Consider the following 15,507-nt stretch of genomic DNA (forward strand, 5'->3'; position numbering starts at 1 on the left):
TGTCTCCTTATTTACTTGTTTAATGTGATTGGCTTTCCAGCATTTCCACATAGTCAATCGCGACACAGAGAGAAATGACTAGGTCTGCATAAGCGTCCTCAAGAACGGTTACGGTATAGGTAGAGGTCAGATGGAAGAGTTCTTTCCTGATTTCCGCAATCAACTGATCGCGATCATCCAGTAGTTTGAAATTCAAATCCCAGATATTGCCCTCGATACGAAGACCTAGATTATCAAACTCATACTTATCTCGCCAGAAGGTCAACTTCTTGCGAATGACAAAACTCGACCCGTCCTGAAGCTGAATCTCAAAACGAGGAAGTAGAGTCCAAATCTCCTTACTAATCTCACTGACTTGTTGACCAGCCGCATCATAGATGGTAAAGGTTTTAGGAATCTTAAAAAATGATCCCTCCACCTGATAGGCGATTTCTCCCCTGTCATCCTTGATAGCGAAGCGTTCGCCTCCAAGACGAAACTTTTGTTTGACAAGAAATGTTTTCATCAACACCTCCAAAAATCAAAAGACAAGCTCATATCACGAAGGGCGAAAAACCGCGGTACCACCTTCATTCAATGAACTTGTCATTCTCTTATTCTTATGCAATTGTATGATTGAGTAGCATGATTTTCTAGCTTAGATGGCTTGCAGCACCGCCATTTCTCTGGACTAAGACAACTGAAAATCAATTCTCAACTTTCTTATTATATCGTTTTTTTAAGTCTGCGTCAACTGGAAATGATCCCCATTTAAATAACCCATTCTCTACATCTCTGCTTACTTTTTCAGGATATATTTTTTCTTACTGCCATTTTTCTTTTTATCCCAACTTTTATCCCAAGTTTTCGAATTGCTAAAGATGGCTACGCAAATATTTGCAAATATAAAGTTTCCTATCACCAAATATATAGACTCAGTTGTTAGGTATTGTCGTTCCAAACCATTCTTGAGATAGAATAGTATAACAGTTTGCTGAACAGTCAAAAAGGTTGGCCAGAAACTTTTTTTGAAAAAAGTAGACATTTCCATTATTTGTTACCGCTTTCTGTAAGGTTAAGCTTAGTATACTACTAGGCAAGAAAATAAGCAACTAGAATAGAAAAAGATACCTTTATAAAAATTGCCTTTTACATAAAAAACGAACCAGCTTAACTGATTCGTTTTCTTATGTTCCACTCCTACTTCCGATACATTTTAAACTGTAGGAAGAGGTCGCTATATTTTCCTGTCCATTTATGGTCAAATTTCTCATAAACTTCTAGGTGTTTCATGGTTTCAGCATTTGGATAGAAGGCCTTGTCTTCTTTTTTCTCCTCTGGGAGCAATTCCTTAGCTGGTAGGTTTGGTGTTGAATAGCCGACATACTCTGCATTTTTGAGAGCATTTTCGGGTTTCAACATAAAGTTGATAAAGGCATAGGCGGCATCTTGGTTTTTGACTGTTTTGGGAATAACCATATTGTCAAACCAAAGGTTGCTGGCCTCTGTCGGTACCACATAGCGTAGATTTTCATTTTTTTCTAGCATTTGGCTGGCTTCACCAGAGAAGGTCACGCCGATAGCAGCATTATTCTGAATCATGTAACCCTTCATTTCGTCCGCAACGATGGCCTTGATATTTGGAGTCAACTTGTAGAGCTTGTCTACTGTCTCTTCCAACTGCTGTGGATCCTTTGAGTTGAGGCTGTAACCAAGCGAGTTAAGCCCGAGTCCCAATACCTCACGCGCCCCATCAAAGAGCATGATAGAGTTCTTATACTCTGGTTTCCAAAGGTCATCCCAATGCTCAGGCGCCTCATCTACCATGGTTTCATTGTAGACAATTCCCAAGGTTCCCCAGAAATAAGGGATGGAGAATTTATTGCCTGGGTCAAAGGACTGGTTGAGGAACTCTGGTCCGATATTTTCAAGACCTTCAAGTTTTGAATAGTCAAGCGGTACCAATAGGTCTTCGTCCTTCATCTTGTTGATCATATATTCACTTGGGATAGCAATATCATAAGTCGTTCCACCCTGCTTGATCTTGGTATACATGGCTTCGTTGGAGTCAAAGGTCTCGTACTGTACTTGGATTCCTGTTTCTTCTGTGAATTTCTCCAAGAGTTCTGGATCGATATAGTCACCCCAGTTGTAGATAACCAGTTTTTGACTATCTCGGCTGTTGATTTTACTATCTATATGCGTCGCAATTCCCCACAAGACCAGGATAATCGCAGCAATTCCTGCTAAAAATGAATAGAGTTTTTTCATGCTTGCTCCTCCTTCTCACGTGAGATAAAGTAATAGCCTACAACTAGGATAATACTAAAGAGAAAGACAAGGGCAGACAGGGCATTGATTTCTAGCGAAATCCCCTTACGAGCACGAGAATAAATCTCGACTGACAGGGTTGAAAAGCCATTTCCCGTTACAAAGAAGGTCACAGCAAAGTCATCTAGCGAATAGGTAAAGGCCATGAAGTAACCTGCAATGATAGACGGAGTCAGGTAAGGAAGCATGATTTCCTTGAACATCTGAAATTGACTGGCTCCAAGGTCATAGGCCGCATGAATCATGTCGCCGTTCATTTCCTTGAGTCTAGGCAAAACCATCAAGACCACGATAGGAATGGAGAAGGCCACGTGGCTAGATAGAACGGTCAAAAAGCCAAGTGAAAACTTGAGTTGAGTAAAGAGAATCAAGAAGCTGGCACCAATCATAACGTCAGGCGCAACCATGAGGATATTATTGAGTGATAGAAAGGCTTCTTGGTATTTCTTACGAGACTGGTAGATGTAAATGGCACCAAAAGTCCCGATAATGGTCGCAATCAAGGCTGATAGGAAGGCTAAGAAAAAGGTCTGAGTCACAATCAACATGAGACGACCATCGCTAAACATGGTTTTAAAATGGCTCAAGCTAAAGCCTGTAAAGCTGTTCATGTCGTTGCCTGCATTAAAGGCATAGCCAATCAGGTAAAAAATCGGCAGGTAGAGGACAAGAAAGACCAGTCCCAGATAAAGGTTGGCAAATTTTTTCATCGTTCTCTCCTTTCCTTGGTCACCCACATGGTGATGAACATGGTCAGGATGAGAATCACACCGATGGTAGAACCCATACCGTAGTTGTCATTGGTTAGGAAGTTTTGCTCAATAGCCGTTCCCAAGGTGATAACGCGGTTCCCACCAATCAAACGGGTCAGCATGAAGAGACTCAAACTGGGGATAAAGACGGATTGAACCCCACTTCGCACACCATTCATCGACAGAGGGAAGATGACATGACGGAAGGTCTCCCACTTGGTCGCACCGAGGTCATAGCTGGCATTGATGAGATTGTTATCCATATCGTCCAAGACATTAAAAATCGGTAAAATCATAAAGGGAAGCTCGATGTAGCTTGCGACGAATATAAAGGAGAAATCAGTAAAGAGCAACTGCTGCGAACCGATTCCGATAAATTCCAAGAATTGGTTAATAGAGCCATTCTGACCAAAAATCCCAATAAAGGCATAGGCCTTGAGGAGCAGATTGATCCAGGTTGGCAAGATAATCAGCATGAGCCAGAGTTGACGGTGCTTGAGACGGGTCAAAAAGAGGGCTGTCGGATAGCTGATAAGGAGGGTTACAAAGGTCACAATTCCTGCATAAAGCACAGAGTTAAAGCTCATTTTAAGATAGGTCAAGTTTTGTGACGCAAAGTAGGATTTGTAATTTTCTAAACTGAACTGACCTTCGATGTTGAAAAAGGATTGTCCGAAAATCAAGACCAAGGGTGCCAACACAAAGAGGGCAATCCAAAGCATGTAGGGTACTACAAAGAGTTTAGAGCTTGTTTTCTTCATCTCTTTCCTCCTCGATTGCATTGATCAGACCTGCTTCTTGCTCTTCGATTTCCACGTACTCTTCGATGCGAGCATCGAACTCTTCTTCAGTTTCGTTAAGGCGCATGATGTGGATGTCTTCTGGTTCAAAGTCCAGACCGATTTCCTCACCCACGATGGCCTTACGGGTCGAGTGAATCATCCATTCATTTCCAAGTTCGTCATAGGCGATAATTTCATAGTGAACCCCACGGAAGAGCTGGGTATCCACCTTAACTTGGAGCTTGCCTTCTTCAGGAAGAGTAATGCGCAAGTCCTCTGGACGAATCACGACTTCAACAGGTTCATTTGGCTTCATCCCCCCATCGACTGCTTCGAAGCGTTTGCCGTTAAACTCAACCAAGTAGTCCTCAATCATGGTTCCTGGCAAGATATTTGACTCACCGATAAAGGTGGCAACAAAGTGGTTAATCGGCTCATCGTAGATGTCCACAGGTGTTCCTGATTGGACAATCTCGCCATCATTCATAACAAAAATCCAGTCACTCATGGCGAGAGCTTCTTCCTGATCGTGAGTGACAAAGACAAAGGTAATCCCCAATCGTTGTTGCAGTTCACGCAGTTCGTACTGCATGTCTGTTCTTAATTTCAAGTCCAGCGCTGACAAGGGCTCATCCAACAAAACCACACGAGGTTGATTGATGATGGCACGGGCAATGGCCACACGCTGGCGTTGCCCTCCAGAGAGTTTACGGATGGAACGCTTCTCATAACCTTCCAACTGAACCATCTTAAGAACTTCCGTTACGCGTTTCTCGATTTCTTTCTTGTCAATCTTACGCAAGCGAAGTGGAAAGGCAACATTTTCAAACACATTCATATGTGGAAACAAGGCATAAGATTGGAAGACCGTATGGACATCTCGCTTGTTGGTCGGGATATCATTGATACGAACACCGTCCAGCAAAATATCTCCTGTCGTCGCATCCAGTAAACCTGCAATGATGTTCAGGATGGTTGATTTCCCTGAACCAGATGCGCCTAGAAGGGTATAAAATTTCCCCTCCTCCAACTCAAAGTTGATGTCTTTGAGAACCTTGGTGTTGCTGTCTTCAAAAACTTTAGAGACGTTTTTGAATTCAATAATTGGTTTTTTCAATTGTCATTTATTCCTTCTTTTTCATAGATTAACAGATCAGGGCTCTGTCAGGCCGCCACTACCTCGTGTAGGAGATTGAACTGCCTACATTCTTCTGCACTAGCGATAGGCTTTCACCCCCTTTCCATGACATAGCAGCAGCTTTTCAACTACAGCTTCCTACTTGCTTTCTCCTAAAATACGGACTTCCCTCTCAAGAGTAACGCCAGAGTGTTCCTTGACTTTTTCGATAACAGACTCAATCAAGTCCTCGTAGTCTTTAGCCGTTCCGTCAGCAACATTAATCATAAAACCTGCGTGTTTTTCTGATACTTCTACTCCACCGATACGATAGCCCTTAAGTCCCGCTTCTGAAATTAATTGACCTGCAAAATGACCAACTGGACGCTTAAAGACTGAACCACAAGATGGGTATTCTAAAGGTTGCTTGAGTTCACGTAGATGCGTCAAGCGATCCATTTCTTGCTTGATAACCTGATGGCTTCCTGGAGCAAGGGCAAATTTAGCTGACAAGACAACTGCACCAGACTCTTGAATGGCTGAGTGGCGATAACCAAAAGCCAAGTCCTTGACAGACAGGGTCTCGATTTCTCCGTCCTTAGTCAAGACCTTACAAGACTGTAAGATATGGGAAATCTCGCCACCATAGGCACCGGCATTCATAAAGACAGCACCGCCAACGCTCCCTGGAATGCCACAAGCAAATTCAAAACCAGTCAAACTATGACGAAGGGCAATACGTGTCGTTTCAATCAAGTTAGCACCAGCTTCTGCTTCAATGGTATAGCCATCAACGGAAATGTTGTTGAGCTTGTCACACAAGATAACAAATCCACGAATCCCACCATCACGAACAATGATGTTGCTAGCATTTCCAAGAACCATCCAAGGGATATTTTCTTGATTGGCAAATTTAACAACTCGAGCCAACTCAAAATGATTTCGTGGAAAGACCAAATAATCGGCCTCTCCACCTACTTTTGTATAACTATAAGTTTGCAAGGGTTCCTTGAAACGGATATCAATCCCTTCTAAGATTTCAAGCATTTTTTCTTTTACTAACATGACACTCTTCCTTTTACAAAATTCATTCCATTATACCATTTTTAAGACCATTTGACGACCCTAAAAAAATCTTGAGCTTATTTTAAACAAAAAAAGAGGTTCCCCCTCTCTTTATGATTTTTTGCAAAAGATAGCCTTTGTTCCATAGGCAAGCAGAACAAGTTCAAGTGCTAGGACAACTTCAACCAAGACTGGATTGGTCAACCAGCCAACTTGGGCAAGAGATGGTGCCAGGTCAAAGAAGGCATGTAGGCCATAAGCTGCTAGGAGATAAGTCCATTTCTTCTGGCGAACAGCTTGGTAAACCCAAACTGTCAACAGCAATTGGAATCCTAGCGCCAAGATTCTCTCAAAACCAAGCAAATAAATCTGCCAGACTGATAGCGACTGAATAGTTTTCAACATATTTTCAGACAGCAATTGCATAACCTGTGGATTTTGCGTTTGAACTGCTGAGAGAACGATGTAGAGATTAATCAAACTAGTAAGGCCTAGGAAAATCAACTCCAAGCCACCATGCCCCAATCCATAAGCCAAGGCATCTGCCTTTTCCAAACTTCTCTTTTTCTCCAGCCATTTGAAGAAAATAAGACGAGCAGTTTCCTCAAAAAATGCTGCCATGGCTAGGCCATAGATGATATAGACAAGCGGATGGTCTTGCAAGAGGGCAATACTATCGTCTTTTTGAGGATGTAAAACCAAGATATGCACCATTTTTTCTAAAATCTGTGAAGAGACAAAGAAGGCAACAGCCCCCAAGCCCAAGACAGCTAGATTAATCTGGTATTTCTTTTTGGCATACCAAATGCTCCCTATCAAGAAAGCCAGCAACAGCACCATGGTAATGATAATATGAATGGTCATTTTCTTCTCCTATTCCGCCTTTTCAATATCTTTTTTCATCTCGTCAACATTGAACTTAGCAAACAAGTATTGACGGTCTTGGACTGGGAAACGTTGATCCAATTGGTCAACCGCTCCCACCTCGATAATCCCTTCCTTGATGACAAAGTCCATGACATGCCCACCGAAGGTCAAATCATCTGAGATGAAGTGTAGATGATAGCCTGCCACACTAACTCCATGGAAAATCTCTGGCGTCCAGAAACCAACGATGGTCCCCGCCACATTGTCACGACTATATTCCGGTTGACGAGTTGCGACCTCAGCAAACTTGGTATCTGGTGTTGACTTGGGAATCATGCGCACATGCATATGTGAAAATTCGCCACGAATCTTAATTGAGCGGAAAAGATTTTCTCCATCATAATAAGACTCAATCCGTTCTTCCAATTCCTTGTCTGTCATCTCAAAGCGCTGGCGGAAAATGACCTCTGCCTGATGCGGTACCACTGCTGCGTAAGGAATAAGGGCATCTGGTGACACTTCTACAATTTCCGGTTGCTCTCCTGAGCCTTTGGCCTGATAAGCCTTGCCATCCAAGACAATCAATTCTCCATCAATGGAATCCAAGGTTCCCAAACCAAGGTCACCATGCTCCAGCAATTCTCCTACTGTCATAGTACCACCATAAAGGCCTGCCATCAAGGCTCCAAGGGTATTGTATTGAAATAATTTCACTGGTTCCTGCACGTTCTTATCCATTCACTTTCTTGTCTGTTATTCTATAAATGTTACTCCTAAGTATACCACATTTAGCTTTATATGTGAACGAGAGAAACACTCTATACATTGCCAAGAAAGAAAAAAAAAGGTACAATGTAACAAAATCAAGGGAGGTCTGGAATGAAGAAACAAAGCAAGTACCAAGAGGTTGTTTCCTATCTGAAAAAAGGTATAGAGTCTGGACGTTTTCCAACGGGTAGTCGCCTGCCTTCTATCCGTCAACTGAGCCTTGACTTTCACTGCAGCAAGGACACCATCCAGAGGGCCCTGTTGGAATTACGGCACGAACAATACCTCTATGCCAAGCCTCAGAGTGGTTACTATGTCCTAGAACAAGGGCAACACCAGGATCTAGAAATCGAAGTCACTGACGAACATGCCAGTGCCTATGACGATTTCCGACTCTGTATCAATGAAACCTTGATTGGCCGGGAAAACTACCTCTTCAACTACTATGACAACCAAGAAGGTCTTGAAGAGCTCAGACAATCTGTTCATAAACTCCTCTTTGACCAAGCCCTCTACTGCAAGGCAGACCAACTGGTACTGACTTCTGGAACCCAGCAAGCCTTGTTTATCCTCTCTCAAATATCCTTTCCTAGCCAAGCCAAGGAAATCTTGGTGGAACAACCGACCTATCATCGGATGAATCGACTCTTGATTGCTCAAGGATTAGACTATCAAACGATTGAACGAGGCATTGATGGGATTGACTTGGAGGAGCTGGAAGGTCACTTCAAAACAGGAAAAATTAAGTTTTTCTACACCATTCCTCGTTTTCACTATCCTCTGGGGCATTCCTATTCAGAGCAGGACAAACGGGCTATTCTTGACTTAGCTGCCAAGTATGGTGTCTATATCGTAGAGGACGACTATCTAGGTGATTTGGACTCCAAGAAGGGCCAGACCTTCCACTATCTAGATACAGAGGAGCGCGTCATTTATATCAAATCCTTCTCAACCAGCCTCTTTCCAGCCCTGCGGATAACGGCACTCATCCTTCCAAATGCTATCAAAGAAGCCTTTGTCGCCTACAAAAATATCCTAGATTACGATAGCAACCTTATCATGCAAAAGGCCCTGTCACTTTATATTGATAGTCAACTGTTTGAGAAAAACCGGCTAGCTCGCTTATCCAATCAGGAAGCTTACCAAAAACAGATTGAGGAAAGACTAGCTAAAAAACCTTGTCCCCTTCCTCACTTTCCGCTTCATGATGGTTTATTGCTAGACCTCAGACAGTATCCTAAAATTGCTAGTCTCAAACACAGTCAGCTGAAATTGGACTTCTTTGAGAAGGCTTACTTGGATGCCTGCCCTTATCAATTTGCCAAGGTGTCCTTAGAGAACCTGGAAAATGTTTTAAACTATTTAAAAGCAGAATTGGAATGACCTCCAACTCTGCTTTTTTTTATTGTTCAACTTCTGTTAGGCTTGCTGCCTTTTCAAGATAGCTTTGGTAAGTTCCTTCATCCTTGAGTTTTTGGATGACCTTGTCAACCACTTCTTTCAAATCAGCACTATTTTTTCTAAGGGCAACTGCATTAGCTTCGCCATCCTTCATCTTCAAGCTGACAGTTGCGACAGCTAAGTCAGCGTTTTTAGCAGCATAACTGAGCGCAACAGGCTCATCCATATGAACAGCATCTACTTTTCCAGCCTGCAATTCATTGACAGCTTCCCCCATATTGGTTAGGGAAGTCAATTGAGCTTTTGGCAATTGTTCCTTGACCATAGCTTCTGGAACAGTCCCTTTTTGGGCCGCAATATTAGCACTTTCAAGGCTAGTTAAATCCTTGTATTTTTCTACATCAGACTTACGAACCAAGAAACTAATCTTGTTTTCATAGTAAGGGATTGAAAAATCAAAAACTTCTTTTCTCTCGTCAGTAGCGCTAATTCCTGCAACTGCTAGGTCAGCCTTACCAGTTTGAAGACTGGTCAAGACATTATCAAAACTCATGCTTGAAATTTCCAACTTCACCCCAAGTTCATCAGCGATAGCTTGGGCCATATCAATGTCCGCACCGACTACTTGATTTTTTCCGTCAACTAAAGACTGAAATTCAAAAGGTGCATAATCAGGACTAGTCGCCACAACTAATTTCCCCTTTTGCTTAATGGCTTCAACAGCTGACTGAGAACCATTAGAACCTGACTGGCAAGCTACTAAGAAGAAACTTGCAAGAAAACTACATAAAACAAATATCCATTTTTTTGATTTCATAAATAAACAACCTCTCTGTTGATTTTGTATAATTATAACGCTATCTAAGTTGCTTGTCAAGTGTTTTTCTTACATTTTCATAAAATATATTTACTAAAAAATAGAAATACAGTGGTTAGTTTATCTATCTATTGGGAACTTATTTTCAAAAAAATCATTTATCATATCTTGATGCTGCTGGTTTACAATTGCAATATTTTGTATGTCACTATGATCAAAAAATCCTAATTCTAAAGTTTCATCACTTGTAAAAAAATTTGTAGAGATAGAAGTTTCAGATGAAACTAAATACAAGATTGTAAGAACTTGAGCCTCATCACCATTCGGATAACTGTCTGAATATTTTGTATAAACATTTAAGAGTTTTTCCACCCTCACTTCGACTCCTGTTTCTTCATAAAACTCTCGCACTAAAGCTTCTAAAGCCGATTCTCCTAATTCAAGAGCACCACCTGGTAATCCCCACGTTCCTTTATCTGCTCGTTTTTGTAATAAAATTTTTCCTGATTGACTTAATATTCCACAGGTAAAATTTAAAATAATTTTATCTTTTCCAACTTTTTTTCTGATATTCTGTATGTAGTTCATTATTCACCTCTGACAAAGTAAACTATCTATACAATGAAAGCTTACTGTATTAAAAAGTAAGCTTTCACAATAATTTTATCCTTTGAATACTTTATAGTTCGACAATCTTACCTGTTTCAAAGTAAACAACCCATTCACAGATATTCTTGGCATAGTCTCCAATGCGTTCCAAGAAGGCAATCACTTGGAAATAATCACGACCTGTAACAATGGCATCTGGATTTTTCTTGATTTCTTCTGTAGCCAAGTCACGAATGCTATCAAAATAATGATTGATTTTTTCGTCCATAGCTGCTACTTCATAGGCCTGATCAACTGAACCATTCAGGTAGAGTTCAAGGGCTGCTTCGACGAAGTTCTTGACATCGCGACCCATTCTCTTGATTTCTTCTTCAACAGCTGGAATGCGTTGCTCCCCTTTCATACGAATTGCTGCTCTTGCAATGGAAACGGCATGGTCACCCATACGTTCCAAGTCAGATACAGCCTTCAAGACTGTCAAAACAGTACGCAAGTCCTGAGAAACGGGTTGTTGAAGGGCAATCATTTCAAATGATTTCTTTTCCAATTTCACTTCGTATTCGTTTACTTCTGCATCGTCTTCGATGACTTCCTTGGCCAAATCACGGTCATGCGTAACAAAGGCACGCACTGTCCGATTGATTTGGGATAGCACTTCTTGTCCCATAGCATAGAACTGGTTGTGCAATTTCTCTAAATCTTCCTCAAATTGAGAACGTAACATCATTTATCTCCTTATCCAAATTTTCCTGAAATATAATCTTCTGTTTCCTTGTGTTGTGGGTTGAGGAACATCCTCTTGGTATCGTTAAACTCAATTAAATCTCCATCTAGGAAAAATCCTGTCTTGTCAGAGATACGAGAGGCTTGTTGCATAGAACGTGTAACCAAGAGCATGGTATATCTATCTTTTAGACCATACAAGGTTTCCTCAATCTTACCAGCCGAGATAGGGTCCAAGGCTGAAGTCGGTTCATCCAAGAGAATGATTTTAGGACTGGTTGCCAAGACACGGGCAACACAGACACGTTGTTGTTGTCCACCTGAAAGCCCGATAGCTGAATCATGCAGGCGATCCTTGACCTCATCCCAGATAGAAGCTCGTTGTAGGGCCTTTTCTACCGCTTCATCCAGAACCTGCTTATCCTTCACTCCATTGATACGAAGCCCGTAAACAACATTTTCGTAGATAGACATAGGGAAGGGGTTTGGTTGTTGGAAAACCATACCGATTTCCTTCCGCAATTCAACTGTATCTGTACGTGGGCTGTAGATGTTGTGACCATTATAAACTACTGAACCAGTTGTGGTTACCTCTGGATTGAGATCACCCATGCGGTTGATAGCCTTTAGGAGGGTTGATTTCCCTGATCCAGATGGACCGATCAAGGCTGTAATTTCCTTAGGTTGGAAAGATAGGGAAACACTATTCAAGGCCTTCTTTTGATTGTAGTAAACGGACAGGTCTGACACCTGTAAAATCGCTTCTTTCATACTGTTTCCTTTCTATCCAAAGTGTCCTGTTACGTAGTCATTGGTTGACTGCAACTTAGCATTTTGGAAAATATTAGACGTCTTATCGTACTCGATCAAATCACCCAAGTAGAAGAATCCTGTGTAGTCACTAGCACGCGCAGCCTGCTGCATGCTATGGGTCACGATGATAATGGTAAAATCCTTCTTCAACTCCAACATGGTTTCTTCCAGCTGGGCTGTCGCAATCGGATCCAAGGCTGATGCCGGCTCATCCATCAAGAGGATATCTGGTTTAACAGAGATAGCACGAGCGATACAGAGACGTTGCTGCTGACCACCTGATAGGGTCAAGGCCGACTTGTGCAAATCATCTTTGACCTGGTCCCAAAGGGCAGCTTGACGGAGAGAAGTTTCCACAATTTCATCCAAGACTTGCTTGTCCTTAACCCCTGCACGTTCATGGGCAAAAGTGATATTACGATAGATAGACTTGGCAAAGGGATTTGGGCGTTGGAAGACCATCCCAATGTGCTTACGCATTTCATAAACGTTGATTTCTGGACGGTTGACATCAATCCCTTGATAGAGAATTTGACCTGTTACCTTGGCAATATCAATGGTATCATTCATACGATTGAGACTGCGGAGGTAGGTTGATTTCCCTGAACCAGAAGGGCCAATTAAGGCTGTAATTTTATTTTTTTCAAATTGCATATCGATGCCCTTGATGGATTCATTTTTACCGTAGTAAACATGTAAATCCTTAGTAGAGAGGGCCACTTTCTCTTCAGGAAAGGTGATGATATGCTTTTCATCCCAATTATATTTTGACATGGCTTCTCCTTTAGGCAGCGGTTAATTTCTTATGTAGGTAGCTTCCGAGTTTGCGAGCTCCAAAGTTAAAGATGAGGATAAAGATAAGGAGCACAGCTGCAGAACCTGCTGATACGATAGTTCCATCAGGAATGGTTCCTTCGCTATTGACTTTCCAGATATGGACAGCCAAGGTTTCTGCTTGACGGAAGATAGAAATTGGGCTGGTCACACTGAGAATATTCCAGTTAGACCAGTCAAGGGCTGGAGCAGATTGTCCTGCTGTATAGATGAGAGCAGCCGCCTCACCAAAGATACGGCCAGAGGCCAAGACAACCCCCGTTACAATACCTGGTAGGGCTTCTGGAATGACCACATGGACCACAGTCTCCCAACGAGAAATCCCAAGGGCCAGACCAGCCTCACGTTGCGTATGGTGAACGTGTTTCAAGCTATCTTCAACATTACGAGTCATCTGAGGCAAGTTAAAGACTGTCAAGGCCAAGGCACCTGAAATGATTGAAAATCCATACTCAAACTGAACTACAAAGATCAAGTAACCAAAGAGACCTACAACCACTGATGGGAGTGAAGACAAGATTTCAATACAGGTTCTGACAAAGTTTGTCACCGGACCTTTTTTGGCATATTCAGCTAGGAAAATCCCAGCCCCCATAGACAAGGGAACAGAGATAATCAAGGTAATAACCAGAAGGAAGAAGGAATTATAGAGCTGAATTCCAATCCCTCCGCCTGCTTGGTAAGAAGATGATTTGCCAGTCAAGAAAGACCAAGAGATGTGGGGCAAACCACGAACCAAGATATAGAGAATCAAGGATGCCAAGATGGCAACGATAATTCCTGCAATTGAGTAGAGGACAGCTGTTGCAATTTTATCTAATTTCTTAGCGTGCATAGTTTTTCTTTCCTCTTTCTTTCGTAATCAATTTAATCACACTGTTGAAAGCCAAACTCATCAAGAGCAAGACTAAGGCCAGTGACCAGAGAACGTTATTATCAACAGTTCCCATAACGGTATTTCCGATACCCATGGTCAAAACAGAGGTCAATGTCGCAGCAGGTGTTGTCAATGAAGTTGGGACAACGGCTGAGTTTCCAACTACCATCTGAATGGCCAAGGCCTCACCAAAGGCACGTGCCATCCCAAAGACCACTGCTGTAAAAATACCTGAACGCGCCGCCTTCAAGGTCACACGCCAAATGGTTTGCCAGCGAGTGGCCCCCATAGCCAAACTAGCTTCGCGGTAGTGACGAGGCACCGCACGCAAGCTATCCGTTGTCATAAAGGTTACCGTCGGTAAAATCATAACAAAGAGAACGAAAATCCCTGACAAAATCCCAAAACCAGTTCCACCAAAGACACTACGGACAAAAGGAACTACGACCTGCAAACCGATAAATCCATACACGACTGAAGGAATCCCGACCAGCAATTCAATGGCTGGTTGCAAGATTCTAGCACCTTTTGGTGAGACTTCGGTCATAAAGACAGCTGCTCCAATGGCAAAAGGAGTAGCGATAAGGGCTGACAGGATTGTGACAATAAAGGAACCCAAAATCATAGGAAGGGCACCAAATTGTTTACCTGAAGGATTCCAAGTTTGGCCAAAGAGGAAATCAAAGATGTTGACCCCATTGACAAAGAAGGTCGACAAACCTTTTTGGGCTACGAAAATCAAAATCATGGCCACAATGATAACAATCAAAGATAGACAGGCAAAGGTCAAGCCTTTTCCTAATTTCTCTAGACGAGAGTTCTTTGAGGGAGAAAGTAATTTTTTAGCTAATTCTTCTTGATTCATTAGTGACTCCCTTCTAGTGCTGTCACCGTTCCTACAGCATCTTTTTCAACCTTCATTTCCTTAACAGAAATATAGCCCATTCCCTTAACGATTCCGCTTTGCGCTTCATCAGAGAGGACAAAGTTGAGGAATTCTGCCACCAATTCATTTGGTTGACCTAGGGTGTACATGTGTTCATAAGACCACAAAGGCCAGTTATTGCTTGTAACATTTTCTGCAATCGGCTCATAGCCATTCAACTTCATGCGTTTCACCGAGTCATCCACATAGGCAAAGGCTAGGTAAGAAATGGCTCCTGGTGTCTGGGAAACAATGTTTTTGACCATCCCGTTTGAATCCTGTTCTTGACTCTGCACGGCAGATTGACCATCCATGACAACACTATCAAAGGTTGCACGCGAACCAGAACTTGCCGCACGGTTGATAATAGAAATGGCTAGGTCTTTCCCACCGACTTCTTTCCAGTTGGTTACTTGACCTGTGAAGATGCTACGGAGTTGTTCAGTTGTCAGATTTTCAACATCAACTTCCTTATTTACAATGACTGCCAAGCCCGCTACGGCTACCTTATGATCCACTAGAGCGGATGCGTTGATACCGTCTTTTTCCTCGGCAAATACGTCTGAATTTCCTACATCAACGGCTCCAGACTGAACCTGAGACAGACCTGTACCAGATCCTCCACCTTGGACGTTGACTGTTTTTCCAACGTGCATAGAGCCAAATTCATCTGCTGCTGCTTCGACCAAGGGCTGAAGAGCCGTTGAGCCAACAGCTGTCATGGATTCTCCACGATCAATCCAGCTAGCACATCCCGCCAAAGAGCCTGCTAGCAAAAGAGCTACAAGGGATAGAGCGAGTTTTTTCCTTTTTTTCACTGTTTTTCTCCTTGAAAATAATGGTGAAT

Annotated in this window: 18 protein-coding genes; 1 reads left to right on the forward strand and 17 read right to left on the reverse strand. The window is 42.4% G+C overall.

Annotation, left to right across the window (positions count from 1 at the left end; translation table 11 throughout):
* Positions 1–19: 19 nt before the first annotated feature.
* From N8O43_RS02115 to budA, 9 genes are all read right to left on the reverse strand, one after another.
* Entirely contained in the window at positions 20–505 is a 486-nt protein-coding gene (locus N8O43_RS02115; RefSeq protein WP_261089269.1) for an LURP-one-related/scramblase family protein, read from the reverse strand.
* A 273-nt stretch (positions 506–778) separates the two neighbouring features.
* Positions 779–1,030 (reverse strand): hypothetical protein, encoded by a 252-nt coding sequence (locus N8O43_RS02120; RefSeq protein WP_261089270.1) that lies wholly within the window; start codon positions 1,028–1,030, stop codon positions 779–781.
* A gap of 149 nt (positions 1,031–1,179) precedes the next feature.
* Complete coding sequence (locus tag N8O43_RS02125; RefSeq protein ID WP_261089271.1) at positions 1,180–2,250, reverse strand: ABC transporter substrate-binding protein; 1,071 nt, start codon at positions 2,248–2,250, stop codon at positions 1,180–1,182.
* Positions 2,247–3,020 carry an ABC transporter permease gene (locus tag N8O43_RS02130; RefSeq protein WP_000712742.1) on the reverse strand — a complete coding sequence of 258 codons (774 nt, stop codon included), beginning with the start codon at positions 3,018–3,020 and terminating at the stop codon, positions 2,247–2,249. Before N8O43_RS02130 ends, N8O43_RS02125 begins: the two co-directional genes overlap by 4 nt.
* Complete coding sequence (locus N8O43_RS02135; RefSeq protein WP_000753801.1) at positions 3,017–3,823, reverse strand: ABC transporter permease; 807 nt, start codon at positions 3,821–3,823, stop codon at positions 3,017–3,019. Before N8O43_RS02135 ends, N8O43_RS02130 begins: the two co-directional genes overlap by 4 nt.
* Positions 3,804–4,961 carry an ABC transporter ATP-binding protein gene (locus tag N8O43_RS02140; protein WP_261089273.1) on the reverse strand — a complete coding sequence of 386 codons (1,158 nt, stop codon included), beginning with the start codon at positions 4,959–4,961 and terminating at the stop codon, positions 3,804–3,806. The genes N8O43_RS02135 and N8O43_RS02140 overlap by 20 nt, the downstream gene beginning before the upstream one ends.
* Positions 4,962–5,120: 159 nt before the next feature.
* Positions 5,121–6,026, reverse strand: coding sequence for a UDP-N-acetylmuramate dehydrogenase (gene murB, locus N8O43_RS02145; RefSeq protein ID WP_261089275.1), 906 nt, complete (start codon positions 6,024–6,026; stop codon positions 5,121–5,123).
* A gap of 111 nt (positions 6,027–6,137) precedes the next feature.
* Positions 6,138–6,890 carry a YhfC family intramembrane metalloprotease gene (locus N8O43_RS02150; protein WP_261089277.1) on the reverse strand — a complete coding sequence of 251 codons (753 nt, stop codon included), beginning with the start codon at positions 6,888–6,890 and terminating at the stop codon, positions 6,138–6,140.
* 9 nt (positions 6,891–6,899) lie between these two features.
* Entirely contained in the window at positions 6,900–7,631 is a 732-nt protein-coding gene (budA, locus tag N8O43_RS02155; protein WP_125454691.1) for an acetolactate decarboxylase, read from the reverse strand.
* A 141-nt stretch (positions 7,632–7,772) separates the two neighbouring features.
* Between budA and N8O43_RS02160 the strand changes: the two genes are divergently transcribed.
* Complete coding sequence (locus tag N8O43_RS02160; protein WP_261089279.1) at positions 7,773–9,044, forward strand: aminotransferase-like domain-containing protein; 1,272 nt, start codon at positions 7,773–7,775, stop codon at positions 9,042–9,044.
* Positions 9,045–9,063: 19 nt separating this feature from the next.
* On the opposite strand, the gene N8O43_RS02165 is transcribed toward N8O43_RS02160, so the two are convergent.
* The 8 genes from N8O43_RS02165 to N8O43_RS02200 all read right to left on the reverse strand — a co-directional run bounded on the left by N8O43_RS02165 (position 9,064) and on the right by N8O43_RS02200 (position 15,478).
* Positions 9,064–9,879, reverse strand: a complete 816-nt coding sequence (locus N8O43_RS02165; RefSeq protein WP_261089280.1) for an ABC transporter substrate-binding protein — start codon at positions 9,877–9,879, stop codon at positions 9,064–9,066.
* Positions 9,880–9,999: 120 nt separating this feature from the next.
* Positions 10,000–10,467, reverse strand: a complete 468-nt coding sequence (locus N8O43_RS02170) for an NUDIX hydrolase (RefSeq protein ID WP_001106783.1) — start codon at positions 10,465–10,467, stop codon at positions 10,000–10,002.
* 91 nt (positions 10,468–10,558) lie between these two features.
* A complete protein-coding gene (phoU, locus tag N8O43_RS02175) occupies positions 10,559–11,212 on the reverse strand; it encodes a phosphate signaling complex protein PhoU (protein WP_000946460.1) in 654 nt (217 codons plus the stop codon).
* Positions 11,213–11,223: 11 nt separating this feature from the next.
* The gene (pstB, locus tag N8O43_RS02180) at positions 11,224–11,982 is read right to left on the reverse strand and encodes a phosphate ABC transporter ATP-binding protein PstB (protein ID WP_261089281.1); all 759 of its coding nucleotides are present in this window, start codon (positions 11,980–11,982) and stop codon (positions 11,224–11,226) included.
* A 12-nt stretch (positions 11,983–11,994) separates the two neighbouring features.
* On the reverse strand, positions 11,995–12,798 hold the full coding sequence (gene pstB, locus N8O43_RS02185) for a phosphate ABC transporter ATP-binding protein PstB (protein WP_000049848.1): 804 nt from the start codon (positions 12,796–12,798) through the stop codon (positions 11,995–11,997).
* 10 nt (positions 12,799–12,808) lie between these two features.
* On the reverse strand, positions 12,809–13,693 hold the full coding sequence (pstA, locus tag N8O43_RS02190; RefSeq protein ID WP_000543046.1) for a phosphate ABC transporter permease PstA: 885 nt from the start codon (positions 13,691–13,693) through the stop codon (positions 12,809–12,811).
* Entirely contained in the window at positions 13,683–14,600 is a 918-nt protein-coding gene (gene pstC / locus N8O43_RS02195) for a phosphate ABC transporter permease subunit PstC (RefSeq protein ID WP_001070903.1), read from the reverse strand. Before pstC ends, pstA begins: the two co-directional genes overlap by 11 nt.
* The gene (locus N8O43_RS02200) at positions 14,600–15,478 is read right to left on the reverse strand and encodes a phosphate ABC transporter substrate-binding protein PstS (protein WP_261089282.1); all 879 of its coding nucleotides are present in this window, start codon (positions 15,476–15,478) and stop codon (positions 14,600–14,602) included. Before N8O43_RS02200 ends, pstC begins: the two co-directional genes overlap by 1 nt.
* Positions 15,479–15,507 lie beyond the last annotated feature (29 nt).

Origin of the sequence: Streptococcus mitis, assembly GCF_946190335.1 — a bacterium.
Classification (GTDB): domain Bacteria; phylum Bacillota; class Bacilli; order Lactobacillales; family Streptococcaceae; genus Streptococcus; species Streptococcus mitis_CH.

Coding starts and splice junctions, on each gene's coding strand:
- N8O43_RS02115 (WP_261089269.1), bottom strand. CDS start 505: ATGAAAACATTTCTTGTCAAACAAAAGTTTCGTCTTGGAGGCGAACGC.
- N8O43_RS02120 (WP_261089270.1), bottom strand. CDS start 1,030: ATGGAAATGTCTACTTTTTTCAAAAAAAGTTTCTGGCCAACCTTTTTG.
- N8O43_RS02125 (WP_261089271.1), bottom strand. CDS start 2,250: ATGAAAAAACTCTATTCATTTTTAGCAGGAATTGCTGCGATTATCCTG.
- N8O43_RS02130 (WP_000712742.1), bottom strand. CDS start 3,020: ATGAAAAAATTTGCCAACCTTTATCTGGGACTGGTCTTTCTTGTCCTC.
- N8O43_RS02135 (WP_000753801.1), bottom strand. CDS start 3,823: ATGAAGAAAACAAGCTCTAAACTCTTTGTAGTACCCTACATGCTTTGG.
- murB (WP_261089275.1), bottom strand. CDS start 6,026: ATGTTAGTAAAAGAAAAAATGCTTGAAATCTTAGAAGGGATTGATATC.
- N8O43_RS02150 (WP_261089277.1), bottom strand. CDS start 6,890: ATGACCATTCATATTATCATTACCATGGTGCTGTTGCTGGCTTTCTTG.
- budA (WP_125454691.1), bottom strand. CDS start 7,631: ATGGATAAGAACGTGCAGGAACCAGTGAAATTATTTCAATACAATACC.
- N8O43_RS02160 (WP_261089279.1), top strand. CDS start 7,773: ATGAAGAAACAAAGCAAGTACCAAGAGGTTGTTTCCTATCTGAAAAAA.
- N8O43_RS02165 (WP_261089280.1), bottom strand. CDS start 9,879: ATGAAATCAAAAAAATGGATATTTGTTTTATGTAGTTTTCTTGCAAGT.
- N8O43_RS02170 (WP_001106783.1), bottom strand. CDS start 10,467: ATGAACTACATACAGAATATCAGAAAAAAAGTTGGAAAAGATAAAATT.
- phoU (WP_000946460.1), bottom strand. CDS start 11,212: ATGTTACGTTCTCAATTTGAGGAAGATTTAGAGAAATTGCACAACCAG.
- pstB (WP_261089281.1), bottom strand. CDS start 11,982: ATGAAAGAAGCGATTTTACAGGTGTCAGACCTGTCCGTTTACTACAAT.
- pstB (WP_000049848.1), bottom strand. CDS start 12,798: ATGTCAAAATATAATTGGGATGAAAAGCATATCATCACCTTTCCTGAA.
- pstA (WP_000543046.1), bottom strand. CDS start 13,693: ATGCACGCTAAGAAATTAGATAAAATTGCAACAGCTGTCCTCTACTCA.
- pstC (WP_001070903.1), bottom strand. CDS start 14,600: ATGAATCAAGAAGAATTAGCTAAAAAATTACTTTCTCCCTCAAAGAAC.